The organism is Clostridium sp. 1001283B150225_161107_B6 (genome assembly GCF_015556325.1).
Lineage (GTDB): Bacteria > Bacillota > Clostridia > Lachnospirales > Lachnospiraceae > Enterocloster.
Genome location: NZ_JADNMD010000003.1, coordinates 103,259 through 114,827 on the forward strand (window position 1 = coordinate 103,259; position 11,569 = coordinate 114,827).

Here is an 11,569-nt window from a genome sequence, read left to right on the forward strand (position 1 = left end):
TGGTATCCTATAACTAATAGAGCAAAACACAAAAAAGAGAAAACCAGGAGGAAATAACAATGGAATTGAAACATTTAAATAAGGATGAATTTGAGCAGGCTGTCAATGCCGGTGATGAGCTGGTGGTTGTGGATTTCTTTGCAACCTGGTGCGGCCCCTGTAAGATGCTGGGTCCGGTGGTAGAGCGGGCAGCAGACAAATTTTCAGACGTACATTTTTATAAAGTGGATATTGACGAGGAAATGGACCTGGCGGCCCGTTTCCAGGTTATGAGCGTTCCCACCCTTATCTATTTCAAGCGGGGCGAGGTATTATCCAAATCAGTTGGTCTGGTTTCACCGTCAGATATTGATAATGAAATCAGCAAGTTAAAATAATAAGCCATCACACACTTTTTTGCATCCCCTTTTTGGCAGGCCGGTTCCTTACATGGACCCGGCCTGTGTTTTATCCCTGTTCTTTTAACTTTCCATTAAGCTTGGCATAAATCCGTTCACGTATCCATGGCTCCTGTGTGACCCGGGTCACCGAAACCATTTCCGCTTTATGATATCCTTAATACATCAATCAATTATGAGGTGTTTTATTATGAAGCATTTATCCAAAAATCTTGCCTGTGTAGATGCCGGGGCCTGCGTGGCCTGCGGCTGCTGCCTTAAGGTATGTCCCCGCCAGGCTATTTCCGTGTTTAAGGGTTCCTTCGCCGTGGTAAACCAGGACGCCTGCGTGGGATGCGGACTCTGCGCAAAGGAATGTCCGGCCAGTGTAATATCCATCCTGCCCCGCAGTCCGCAGGATTACGAATCAGTCCATACAGGAGGAAACTGCCATGAATAAGTCAGCCTTAAAAATCAAAAAACACTGGTATGATTACCTTTGGATTGCATCCCTGCTTTATCTGTTCCTGGGCTTCTTCAACATCATGTTTGCATGGCTGGGCCTGATTTGTTTCCTGGTACCGCTGGGCATCTCCATTGCCACCGGCTCCAAGCTTTACTGCAACCGCTACTGCGGCAGGGGACAGCTGTTTTCCATTCTTGGCCGTAAACTCCACCTGTCTTCCAACCGGGAGATGCCCAGATGGATGAAGTCCAAAGCCTTCCGCTATGGTTTCCTTGTATTCTTCCTGGTTATGTTCTGCCAGATGCTCTTTAATACCTACCTGGTGTTCAGGGGAACATCCGGCTTAAAACAGGCCGTCACATTGCTCTGGACCTTCCGTCTGCCCTGGCAGCACGCCTACCGCAGCACAGGACTGCCCCTGTGGACCGCCCAGTTTGCCTTTGGGTTTTACAGCGTCATGCTGACCTCCACTATCCTGGGCATGGCCACCATGGCGCTGTTCCGTCCCCGCTCCTGGTGTGTCTATTGTCCCATGGGGACCATGACCCAGATGATATGCAGGGCAAAGGCAGGCGGCTGTTCCGCTGCAGCTTCCCAAGGCGGCTTTTCCGGGTGCAGCTCCGCCGAATGCGGGACCTCCGGGTGCAGCTCCATTCCGTCAAATGACCACTTTGCGTAACCCGTTCCCCCACTGCCGGCAGGTCCACCTTACCGTTTCAGCCTTTGACAAAATACAGGAAATTGTCTACACTATAAGAATATATATAATTACACCCTGTATTTAACCCAAACCGTAAGGAGGCCCTGTCCGCCATGAACCGTACAGACCGCAGCATCACAGAAACCCTGAGAACAAGCTACCCCTTCTGGGAAAAACTTACCGATTCCCAGAGGGAGCAGCTTAAAACCAGTTCTTTTATCCGGGATTATGGGCCCGGAAGCTTTGTACACAGCCGTTCGGAGGAATGCCTGGGCATTCTGATAGTATTGTCCGGGCAACTGCGCACCTATATACAATCCGAGGAAGGCCGGGAAGTCACCCTGTTCCGTCTGGGGCCAGGCGAGGTATGCACCCTGTCCGCCGCCTGCATGATGCAGGAAATCACCTTTGATATCTTCATTGAGTCCATTGGCAGTTCCGCCCTTCTCATCACCAGCGCCTCCGGTATCCGCCGTCTCATGGAGGCAAATATATATGCGGAGAACTACATCTACCGCCAGACCGCCGAACGTTTCTCCGACGTCATGTGGTCCATGGGCCAGCTTCTCTTTTCCAGCTTCGACAAACGGCTGGCCGCTTATCTGGCGGATGAACAGATAAAACTGGGCTCTGATGTGATTTCCACCACCCATGAACAGATAGCCAAGAACCTGGGCACTGCCAGGGAAGTGGTGTCCCGTATGCTCAAATATTTTGAAAAAGAGGGCCTGGTCGCCCTTGGCCGGGGAACCATTACCATAAAAAATATATCCGGCCTGAAAAAACTGCTGTCCTGAAATACCTGCAGCCCTTGTGCACCGTCTATTCCATATCCCCCTCCTTGCACAGCTCCATCAGTGTCCTGGCGCTTTGGGGCAGGAATTTATTCTTGTGGTAAATCACCGAAAACTTCCGGTTCAGGGCAAGTCCCTGTATCCTAAACTCAGCCAGCTCCCCGTCCTGTATGGCCTGGCGCACCAGGAAATAAGGCAGGATGGAGATTCCCAGCCCTGCCTTCACCCCCTGGAGGATTACCTGGTTGCTGGCGCTCTGCCATATGGGCCGGACATTCAATTCCTGCGCTGCCAGAATACCGTCAAATATCTCCCTTCCAGCACTCCCCTTTTCCCGTAAAATGAAATCCTGGTTTCTTACCTCTGCCAGCTCCTCCAGGGTCTTTCCCGCAAATTCATGGCCGGCCGGACATATAAAGGCCAGCCGGTCCCCCTCAAAGCTTTCGCTCAGTATAAAGGGGCTGTGAGCCGCCCCTTCTATAATTCCCACATCAATCTCATTGTCCAGAATCTGCTGTTCAATGGTTCCTGAATTGGCAATAAATGCCTCTACCTCCAGGGCAGGATACTGCTGTTTCAGTCTCTTGATGTATCCGGACAGCAGATAGGTCCCTATGGTGATGCTGGTTCCCACCTTAAGCCGTCCTATGGCGTCCCCGTCCCGTACTCCCTGCTCCATCTCATCCAAAAGGTCTATGATATGCCTGGCATACTGCAGGGCCCTGCGGCCATTATCCGTCAGGTACAGCTTGCGGGAAATACGGTCAAACAGCTTTACCCCGTAGTATTCCTCCATCTCCGAGATGGCCAGGCTGATGGACGGCTGGGCAATGAAAAGCTGGGATGCCGCAGCCGTCATACTGCCTGTCTCACATACGGTGACAAATATTTTCAGATGGCGAAGTGTCATGGTCCTCTTTTCCTGAACCCCATACGGCCGGCAGCGGATGCAGCCTTAAAATTAGCCATATGGTTCATCTATAATAAATTTATAATACTTATTATTTAATTATAGTATTTTACATATGTATTTTCAAGCTGTATAGTATATAGAGGAAAAAACAAATACATTTGTATCGTTAGGAGGATACCGTCATGGTAGTTAACATAAAATCAGGAAACCATGCCTCATCCGGGGTACCGGGACACGGGGGCAGCCGCAGTTCCCTTCTGGTCAAACTATTTCTTTCAACCTTGTACCTGAGCGCCTTTACCTTTGGAGGCGGTTACGTCATTGTCACGTTAATGAAGAAAAAATTTGTGGATGAATACCATTGGATTGATGAACAGGAGATGCTGGACCTGGTGGCCATTGCCCAGTCCTCCCCCGGCGCCATTGCAGTCAACGGCGCCATTGTGGTGGGCTATAAGCTGGCCGGAATGACAGGCGTACTGACCACGGTCATTGCCACCGTCATCCCTCCCTTTACCATACTTACCCTGATTTCCTTCTGCTACGCGGCTTTCCGTTCCAATCTTTTTGTGGGATGGATGTTAAACGGAATGCAGGCCGGAGTGGGCGCTGTCATTGCCCAGGTGGTCTGGGAGATGGGCAGCGGCATTGTAAAAGACAGGCAGTGGATATCCGTCCTGATTATGGCTGCGGCCTTTATGGCCAATTATGTGTATAATGTCAATGTTGTCCTGATTATCCTTTTGTGCGCCGCCATAGGCGTGGTTCGGACTCTTTCTTCTGAGCGCGGGAAAAAAGGAACAGAAGGAGGTGCCCAATGATTTACCTTCAATTGTTTTTAAGCTTTCTCCAGATTGGAGCATTCAGCTTCGGAGGCGGATATGCTGCCATGCCTCTGATTCAGAATCAGGTGGTAACTCTCCATGGCTGGCTGAACCTGGCTGAATTTACAGACCTGGTCACTATTTCCCAGATGACTCCCGGTCCCATTGCCATCAATGCAGCCACCTTCGTGGGCACCCGCATCGCCGGAACGCCCGGAGCCCTGGCAGCCACTGTCGGCTGTGTCCTTCCATCCTGTATCCTGGTCACGCTTCTTGCAAAAATTTACCTCAAATACAGGGATTTAAGCCTGATTCAGGGCGTCCTCAAATCCCTGCGCCCTGCCGTGGTAGCCATGATTGGGGCAGCCGGCGTCAGCATACTGGTCACTGCCTTCTGGGGACTGAACGGATTTTCCCCTGAACTAGGCGCCCTGAACCTGCGTTCCGTCTGTATCTTCCTGGGAGCCATGATACTGCTCATACGTTTTAAAATGAATCCCATCCTGGTGATGGTGCTGTCAGGACTGGCTGAAACAGCCTGTCAGCTGGCAATGCGGGCAATGCAATATTAGTCCCCATTGACTTTAAGGGGATTCCGATATAGAATCGAGTCAGTAAATCAGACAAAATTCCGGGAGGATTCCATGTTGGCGGAATGTATTACACTTGGATTATTTCTGGCAGGTCTTGGACTCTGCATTTTTACGGGCATACAGATTCTGTATGCCCTGTTGTTCGGCCTGTTCTGTTTTTCTGTCTACTGTCTGTGGAAGGGATATTCGGTAAGGGAAACCTGCGCCATGTTGTGGGAAGGCATTTCCCAGGTGCAGAATATCCTTATTATTTTTGCTTTTATTGGGTGCCTGACCGCTGTCTGGCGAATCTGCGGCACCATACCCTATATTCTCTACCATGCGGTCGGTCTGATAAACCCTAAATATTTCGTGCTCTGCACCTTTCTCCTGTGTTCTGCCATGTCCTTCCTCACAGGTACCTCCTTTGGCACGGCCAGTACCATGGGAGTCATCTGTATGCTCATTTCTAATGCAGCCGGCCTCAGTCCCCTTCTTACAGGGGGCGCCATTCTCTCCGGCAGCTTTTTCGGGGACCGCTGTTCCCCCATGTCATCCAGCGCCCAGCTGATATGCAGCCTGACCAGGACAGACATTTATCTGAACATGAAGCTGATGTGCCGCAGCAGTGCTGTTCCCTTAGCCCTGACCTGTCTCCTGTACGTGGTTCTGGCCTCGGGTTCCGGTGCTCCGGTGGATAAGGGGCTCACGGACTTGTTCAGGGCGAATTTTTCCCTCCACTGGTCTTCCATGCTTCCGGCTGTCCTGATTCTGGTTCTGGCTCTGCTCCATGTGGACGTAAAATATGCCATGGCAGCCAGCATAACAGCCGGCGCCGCAGTATCCCTGATTATCCAGGGAACCTCCCCGCTGGTCCTGCTCCGCTGCCTCTTAAACGGATATGAAGCAGAGGCCGGGACACGTCTGGCCCAGCTGTTAAACGGCGGCGGCATACGCTCCATGGTAAAGGTGGGCGTCATCGTGCTCATATCAGCCTCCTACTCCGGAATCTTTTCACATACCTGCCTGCTGTCCGGTATAAAGCATGCGCTTTTACGGTCTGCCCGGCGTTTCACTCCCTTCGGCACGGTTCTTCTGACCTCGGTTCTCTCCTGTGCGGTCAGCTGCAACCAAAGCCTGGCCGCCATACTTACCTGTCAGATGTGCGGCGGACTTTATCCCCAAAAAGAAAAGCTGGCCCTCGCTCTGGAGGACACAGCCATTCTCATTGCAGCCCTGATTCCCTGGGGCATTGCCGGCACTGTGCCTGTGGCCGCCATCGGCGCTCCCATGGAATGTATGTTTTTTGCTTGTTACCTGTATCTGGTTCCTGTATGGAACCTGCTGTCCGCCCTTTACCATGACCGGACGCGTACCGAGAGGACTGCGTCCATATCTTCCTCCTAACATACATATTCCGGCGTCTCAAGGGGATAGAGGCTCAAATTCCCATAGCCTACCTGCTCACAACCGCCTTGTCACTCTTTATCATTTCCCTTTTGTCCCTGCCCTCAGGGACAAACCGGAACACCACAAATTCCACATCCTCATCGGTCTCGTTGGCAAAGGTGTGGACTGAGTTCCCCACCCGTACTATCTCCTGCTCATGGACCCTTCTTGTCCTCTCCTCCCCATCCTCCAGCCACCGGCAGGTCAGCACTCCCCTGGTTATGAGAAGGCACTCATCAATCAGGGTATGATAATGCCATTCCTGTGTGCTTGCCGGTGTGATTCGGTTCAGGTGAATCTCGGATTCCTCAAAAATATGGTAACTAACATGGGTTCCATTTGGCTTATCTACGGTTATGGCATCTTCCATGCCTGAAAAACTGATTGGCCCCATAGGCTGGCATCCTCCTTTTCCCTCCGTCTCAACGGTTATCTCCAGTTTACCGCCTTCGGGCACACGCGTCAATCCTTTCCCTGCTTTCCGCCTGTCCCCGGACAATCGCCCTGTACTCATCCTCCCAATCATGCTATAATAAACATGCCTTAACACACAAAAAACAATCAGAACAGGGGAATCCGCCATGGAAATTATTCAAGTAAAAGAAAACAAAAAGAAATACCTGGACCTGCTCCTGCTGGCAGATGAACAGGAGGATATGGTTGACCGCTACCTGGAGCGGGGCGATATGTTTGTGCTGTCAGACGGTTCTGTCCGGGCAGAATGTGTGGTGACAAACGAAGGTCCGGGCACATATGAGCTTAAAAATATAGCGACAGCCCCCCTGTTCCAGAGACAGGGATACGGCCGCCGCCTGATTGAATATCTTTTTAACCATTATCCGGATTTGCAGACCCTCTATGTGGGAACCGGGGACAGCCCTCTCTCCCTGGACTTTTATCATGCCTGCGGTTTTAAAGATTCCCACCGGGTGGAACGCTTCTTTACCGACAACTACGACCATCCCATCATTGAGGACGGCATCCAGCTGGTGGACATGGTCTATCTGAAACGGGAACGCGTCCGGGACTGACTGCATAAACCGGAATTGTTATAATTGTTATTTAAGCCTCTAAACCTGGCTTCCAAATTCCTTCAGCCACTTTCTCCGGGCCTTATAATCCGGCAGGATTCGTTCCACCTCAGCCCAGAACCGCTGTGAATGGTTCATCTCTTTTCGGTGGGCCAGCTCGTGCACCACCACATAATCCAGTATCTCCGGAGGCATGAGCACCAGCTTCCAGTGAAAACTCAGATTTCCCTGGGCGCTGCAGCTGCCCCAGCGGGTCTTGGCTGCCCGCACAGCTATACGGCTGTAATCCACTCCCATGCGCTCTGCAAAATAGGCGCAACGGTTCTCCAGCAGCTTCCCCGCCTTCCTGCGGTAAAGCTTTTCCAGCTCAGGGTCCTTCTCATAGTCCCGGACCGGTCTGGCTTCCTCCTGCCTGCGCCTCTCCATAATCATAAACCATTTCTGCACAATCCAGTCCTGGCGCTCCTTTATGAAGTCCGTCACATACTGGTTGGGAATACGCGCAGGCACCCTGGCGTACACATGGCCGTCCGCCTTGATTTCCAATCCAATGGTGCGCCGTTTGGAGTAGACCACCTCCACGGGAATGATTCCCTCCTGGTCCCCATGGCGCCAGCTAATCTCCACTTTCTGTATCATAAAACGCTCCTCACCATCCCGGAGCACAAACTGCCGTTCCTACAGGACATCGGAAAAATGAGGCCGGAGACGCTTGAACATCTTAAGGCCCAGCAAAAGCACTGCCGCGGTAAATCCCCAGTAATAAAGGGTCAGGGTGGGCCGTTCCCAGAACCAGTTTCCTGTAAGCATGGTATCCCTGTACCCGGCCACCACGTAATAAAAAGGATTCAGCTTAAACAGCACCTCCACCCATTTTCCCGCTCCGGTAAACATGGATTCATGGTACATGATGGGAGTCATCCAGATACCGAACTGGAGACAGATGCTCACAATCTGCGCCATATCCTTAAAAAACACATTGACCGCGCTGGTAAAGAACCCAAATCCCAAAGCCAGCAGGGAGGCCGCCAGGGAATAATAAACCAGCTGAAACCATATGAGGGAAGGCATCCTGCCTATTATCAGATACATACCAAACATGATGACCACGAAAAAGGCGTGGACCAGCAGACAGGATATGAGCTTGATGATTGGCAGTATTTCCACCTTGAACACCACCTTTTTCACCAGATAGTTGTACTCCTGGAGACAGTTGGTTATGCTGTTGACGGATTCGCTGAAAAAGAACCAGGGCACAATGCCGGGCACCAGCCACTCCACGTATGTGAACCCCTCAATGGGAGGCGGGGATTTAAATCCCATTCCGAATACAACTGCGTAGATGCTGACCGTCACAATGGGCTGTATGAACATCCACACCACCCCAAAGTAAGAGCCCACAAAACGTTTCCTGAAATCAGCCTTGCCCAAATCCCATATAAGCTTCCGTTTTCCTATAATCTCTTTCATCAGAGAAAGCACATAATTCATATAAGTAAATTCCTTTTCATCAGAACTTGAAGGTATCCTTAAGACCGCTCCACTTTCTGTCCTTATCCGATATAATCAGCTGCATATCCGGTTGGATGGGCCAGTCCACCCCAATCTCAGGGTCGCTCCACAGCAGGCCGCCCTCATCACCCGGATGATAGAAGTCCGTACATTTGTAGGCAAATTCCGCTTCGTCGGACAGTACCAGGAATCCGTGGGCAAAGCCTTCCGGTATATAAAACTGTTTCTTATTCTCAGCGGAAAGGATGACGCCGAACCATTTTCCGTAGGTTTCGGAATCAGAACGCAAATCCACTGCCACATCGTAGACAGTGCCCCGCACCACTCTTACCAGCTTGCCCTGGGGATACTGCTTCTGGAAATGCAGCCCTCTCAGAACGCCCTTAACGGACATAGACTGGTTGTCCTGTACAAACACCATGTCAAGACCTGCTTCCCTGAAATCATTCTGGTTGTAGGTCTCCACAAAATATCCTCTCTCATCCTTAAAAACCGTTGGTTCAATCACATACAGCCCCTTGATGTCGCAGGGGGTTACCATAATCTTTCCCATAACTCCATTCGCTCCTTTTTTATTATCAAACACGCCTGACCGGTTCATTGGCATTTATCAGGCGTTATCCACATCCATCTGGCAATTCTATCACTTTATCCACTGACTGGCAAGTCCTTATGCACCTGCGGACTGCCAAAGTCCAATGCCCAATCCCGCATAGCCGCTGTATGGACCGCAGGAAATACGGGCCATGACGGTACTCCTGACAGCCTCTTCACACCCGCAGGCATACCAGGCTGAACAGACGCAGCACCACGTAGATATCCATGGCCGCCATGGCAAACAGCAGACCCCTGTCATCCCAGTCCGTCCGCACCACCTTGTCATTTTTCAGGGTAATAAGGAAAATGGGGAGCAGCGGAAGCAGATACCTGCCCTGGACTCCCTTTATGACATTGGAACTCACCGGCGTCCATGCCAGCAGCATGGAGAACATCAGCGCCCCCAGGCACACCAGGCAGAGAAACCAAATCCACAGACGGCCCTTCCACCGGATAAAAATGCTCTCTCCCGGTTTTCGCAGCGCCAGCATCACCAATATGGCTGTCAGCCCCAGTATAACCGCATAGGGAGTGTTGAGCACTGCATCCATGTTTCCCAGCGCCCCTCCAATCATGCCGGAATAGAGCTGTTCTCCCTGCCAGGCCAGGGTATTGTAACACATCTTAAGGACCAGCACAGGACTGTGAAGCAGCTGCCCGAAGGTATACCCTGTTTCCTCTGCCCAGGCTACATATCCCTGGTCAGCCTGGGTGTAAAGGGACACAGTCCTGTGGTTCACCACTGCCATGGCTGCTGCAAATGCTCCCAGCACCGAGGCAGCGGACAGACTCCATTTTCCCCATCCCCCGAACTTCCTCACAGGAATCAGGAGACAGTAACCCGCTATAACGCCATATACCATCTTACATGGTCCCATCACTGCCATCACCAGGGCCAGGGCAGCCACATCCCCCACCCGTACCCGCTCCGCCTTATAAGCCAAATCAAGGCAGACCGCAGCAAAGTACCCGCTGAGCGCTATAATCATTACATCGTAGGAAAAGGAGGCTGCCAGATGAAGCGTCATGGGAAGCAGGGCTGCACCAGCCGCCACTTCCTTTCCAAAGGGCATCCTGCGTATGGTCAGGCACCCCATGGCGGTGAAGAACACCAGGTTGAACAGGCGTCCCAGAAACAGCAGGCCCAGCCCGCCCAGGCCCAGTACCCTTCCCAGGGCAATCCCCAGGGCCTGGGGCACATAGGCCAGGGGCGTGGTGCGCACCGGCATCTGGTATGACAGGACGGTCCCGTCCTCACCGGTGCTTCCCAGCCCCCGTTCCTTCATGGTCCGGTATGTTCCCTCATCCAGCTTCTGCCCCAAAACCACAGCCGCGGTCTTGCTGTCAGCCATGGATTCATAGTCCATAACCCCTGTCAGGTCCTCAATAAAGACATCCTGGGACCGGATAAATACCCGCTCATCCTCTGCCCGGGCTGTCCTGCCCATCAGATAGCTGGAGAGCTGGTAAGAACTGATATAATGGCTCACCTCATCCGGAGCCGACAGGGGAGGGAGCACCACCATATACATGAGGCCGATTCCCATAGCTGCCGCCGGAAATATCCGGGCCAGTCCATACTCCCGCCGCACCAGAAACAGGTATCCCACTGCAGCCAGCACCAGAAGGGCGAAAACCATCAGCCCCGCGTACCAGCCGTAGAGGAAGCGGTCCCCTGTCTCCAGGACGCCGGCCCTGACATCTGTAAAATGCCACAGTCCCAGGGCAAGAACCCCGCAGGAGCCTCCCAGCCAGACAGCAAGGGTATGGCCGCGCAGCATTCCTGATTTACTCCCCGCCTTCTTACCTGCCATCTGCTTCCTCCCCGCCTGTTTTCCCTGTACTCACGTTTCTTCCTCCGGTTTCCCCCCTGCACATATCTCCCTTGCAGTCCCTGCCAGCCAGTTCCTCCTGTTCCAGGAATCTCTGTATCCTGCGCTCCAGTTCCTCCCTGTCCTTCTGGTCCAGTGCAATGCGCTGCACCAGCTCCTTCTGCCTGCTTTCCATCTGGGACATCTGAAGGGTCATGCCAAATACCTTTACAATCAGCAGAAAAATCATGAACAGGAACAGGAAATTGGGCGTGGAATAAATTCCCAGCAAATGGGCGCAGGCATCCGCCACAGCCGGAAACAGTGAGAACACCACCAGTATCAGGGCCATGATAACCCAGAACAGCGCTGCCTCAATCTGTACCTTAGCCTGCCGAATCTTCCGCATCATAAAAGCCATAGTCAATATAGAGACTATAACCAGAATCACTCTGAAAATCATTGTCATCATAGGATGAATCCCTGCCTTCTTTTGTTATTTCCCAGATACTGCATTCTCCGG

At 52.1% G+C, this 11,569-nt stretch carries 14 protein-coding genes and 1 pseudogene; 8 read left to right on the forward strand and 7 right to left on the reverse strand.

All coding sequences use genetic code 11. The features are described 5' to 3' along the window. Positions 1-38: 38 nt before the first annotated feature. The 4 genes and pseudogenes from trxA to I2H39_RS08905 all read left to right on the forward strand — a co-directional run. Positions 39-377 (forward strand): annotated as a pseudogene (gene trxA / locus I2H39_RS08890) (thioredoxin); the annotation flags it as partial. A 211-nt stretch (positions 378-588) separates the two neighbouring features. Next, positions 589-837 carry a 4Fe-4S binding protein gene (locus tag I2H39_RS08895; protein WP_138306717.1) on the forward strand — a complete coding sequence of 83 codons (249 nt, stop codon included), beginning with the start codon at positions 589-591 and terminating at the stop codon, positions 835-837. Between the two features lie 13 nt (positions 838-850). Next, positions 851-1,522: a 4Fe-4S binding protein gene (locus I2H39_RS08900; protein WP_347708580.1), complete on the forward strand. Its 672-nt coding sequence runs from the start codon at positions 851-853 to the stop codon at positions 1,520-1,522. A 134-nt stretch (positions 1,523-1,656) separates the two neighbouring features. After that, entirely contained in the window at positions 1,657-2,340 is a 684-nt protein-coding gene (locus tag I2H39_RS08905) for a Crp/Fnr family transcriptional regulator (protein WP_138306715.1), read from the forward strand. 25 nt (positions 2,341-2,365) lie between these two features. Here I2H39_RS08905 and I2H39_RS08910 read toward each other — a convergent pair whose 3' ends face one another. Beyond that, a complete protein-coding gene (locus I2H39_RS08910) occupies positions 2,366-3,247 on the reverse strand; it encodes a LysR family transcriptional regulator (protein WP_138306714.1) in 882 nt (293 codons plus the stop codon). Positions 3,248-3,432: 185 nt separating this feature from the next. Here I2H39_RS08910 and I2H39_RS08915 point away from each other — a divergent pair, with 185 nt between their 5' ends. The 3 genes from I2H39_RS08915 to I2H39_RS08925 all read left to right on the forward strand — a co-directional run bounded on the left by I2H39_RS08915 (position 3,433) and on the right by I2H39_RS08925 (position 6,053). Continuing rightward, a complete protein-coding gene (locus I2H39_RS08915) occupies positions 3,433-4,071 on the forward strand; it encodes a chromate transporter (protein WP_138306713.1) in 639 nt (212 codons plus the stop codon). After that, positions 4,068-4,646, forward strand: a complete 579-nt coding sequence (locus I2H39_RS08920; protein WP_138306712.1) for a chromate transporter — start codon at positions 4,068-4,070, stop codon at positions 4,644-4,646. Before I2H39_RS08915 ends, I2H39_RS08920 begins: the two co-directional genes overlap by 4 nt. Before the next feature lie 72 nt (positions 4,647-4,718). Beyond that, entirely contained in the window at positions 4,719-6,053 is a 1,335-nt protein-coding gene (locus tag I2H39_RS08925; protein WP_195626278.1) for a Na+/H+ antiporter NhaC family protein, read from the forward strand. A 49-nt stretch (positions 6,054-6,102) separates the two neighbouring features. Here I2H39_RS08925 and I2H39_RS08930 read toward each other — a convergent pair whose 3' ends face one another. After that, positions 6,103-6,489 carry a cupin domain-containing protein gene (locus I2H39_RS08930; RefSeq protein WP_138306710.1) on the reverse strand — a complete coding sequence of 129 codons (387 nt, stop codon included), beginning with the start codon at positions 6,487-6,489 and terminating at the stop codon, positions 6,103-6,105. 187 nt (positions 6,490-6,676) lie between these two features. Between I2H39_RS08930 and I2H39_RS08935 the strand changes: the two genes are divergently transcribed. After that, a complete protein-coding gene (locus tag I2H39_RS08935; RefSeq protein WP_195626279.1) occupies positions 6,677-7,126 on the forward strand; it encodes a GNAT family N-acetyltransferase in 450 nt (149 codons plus the stop codon). 39 nt (positions 7,127-7,165) lie between these two features. On the opposite strand, the gene I2H39_RS08940 is transcribed toward I2H39_RS08935, so the two are convergent. The 5 genes from I2H39_RS08940 to I2H39_RS08960 form a co-directional block, all read right to left on the reverse strand. Continuing rightward, positions 7,166-7,765 (reverse strand): SprT family zinc-dependent metalloprotease, encoded by a 600-nt coding sequence (locus I2H39_RS08940; protein WP_195626280.1) that lies wholly within the window; start codon positions 7,763-7,765, stop codon positions 7,166-7,168. A gap of 39 nt (positions 7,766-7,804) precedes the next feature. Further along, entirely contained in the window at positions 7,805-8,617 is an 813-nt protein-coding gene (locus tag I2H39_RS08945) for an ABC transporter permease (RefSeq protein ID WP_195626281.1), read from the reverse strand. Positions 8,618-8,636: 19 nt separating this feature from the next. Further along, on the reverse strand, positions 8,637-9,191 hold the full coding sequence (rfbC, locus tag I2H39_RS08950; RefSeq protein ID WP_138306706.1) for a dTDP-4-dehydrorhamnose 3,5-epimerase: 555 nt from the start codon (positions 9,189-9,191) through the stop codon (positions 8,637-8,639). A gap of 217 nt (positions 9,192-9,408) precedes the next feature. Further along, on the reverse strand, positions 9,409-11,049 hold the full coding sequence (locus I2H39_RS08955) for a DUF2142 domain-containing protein (protein WP_138306705.1): 1,641 nt from the start codon (positions 11,047-11,049) through the stop codon (positions 9,409-9,411). Next, positions 11,039-11,518: a DUF2304 domain-containing protein gene (locus I2H39_RS08960; protein ID WP_138306704.1), complete on the reverse strand. Its 480-nt coding sequence runs from the start codon at positions 11,516-11,518 to the stop codon at positions 11,039-11,041. Before I2H39_RS08960 ends, I2H39_RS08955 begins: the two co-directional genes overlap by 11 nt. Positions 11,519-11,569 lie beyond the last annotated feature (51 nt).

Coding starts and splice junctions, on each gene's coding strand:
- I2H39_RS08915 (WP_138306713.1), top strand. CDS start 3,433: ATGGTAGTTAACATAAAATCAGGAAACCATGCCTCATCCGGGGTACCG.
- I2H39_RS08905 (WP_138306715.1), top strand. CDS start 1,657: ATGAACCGTACAGACCGCAGCATCACAGAAACCCTGAGAACAAGCTAC.
- I2H39_RS08895 (WP_138306717.1), top strand. CDS start 589: ATGAAGCATTTATCCAAAAATCTTGCCTGTGTAGATGCCGGGGCCTGC.
- rfbC (WP_138306706.1), bottom strand. CDS start 9,191: ATGGGAAAGATTATGGTAACCCCCTGCGACATCAAGGGGCTGTATGTG.
- I2H39_RS08925 (WP_195626278.1), top strand. CDS start 4,719: ATGTTGGCGGAATGTATTACACTTGGATTATTTCTGGCAGGTCTTGGA.
- I2H39_RS08935 (WP_195626279.1), top strand. CDS start 6,677: ATGGAAATTATTCAAGTAAAAGAAAACAAAAAGAAATACCTGGACCTG.
- I2H39_RS08960 (WP_138306704.1), bottom strand. CDS start 11,518: ATGATGACAATGATTTTCAGAGTGATTCTGGTTATAGTCTCTATATTG.
- I2H39_RS08920 (WP_138306712.1), top strand. CDS start 4,068: ATGATTTACCTTCAATTGTTTTTAAGCTTTCTCCAGATTGGAGCATTC.
- I2H39_RS08955 (WP_138306705.1), bottom strand. CDS start 11,049: ATGGCAGGTAAGAAGGCGGGGAGTAAATCAGGAATGCTGCGCGGCCAT.
- I2H39_RS08940 (WP_195626280.1), bottom strand. CDS start 7,765: ATGATACAGAAAGTGGAGATTAGCTGGCGCCATGGGGACCAGGAGGGA.
- I2H39_RS08910 (WP_138306714.1), bottom strand. CDS start 3,247: ATGACACTTCGCCATCTGAAAATATTTGTCACCGTATGTGAGACAGGC.
- I2H39_RS08930 (WP_138306710.1), bottom strand. CDS start 6,489: ATGGGGCCAATCAGTTTTTCAGGCATGGAAGATGCCATAACCGTAGAT.
- I2H39_RS08945 (WP_195626281.1), bottom strand. CDS start 8,617: ATGAATTATGTGCTTTCTCTGATGAAAGAGATTATAGGAAAACGGAAG.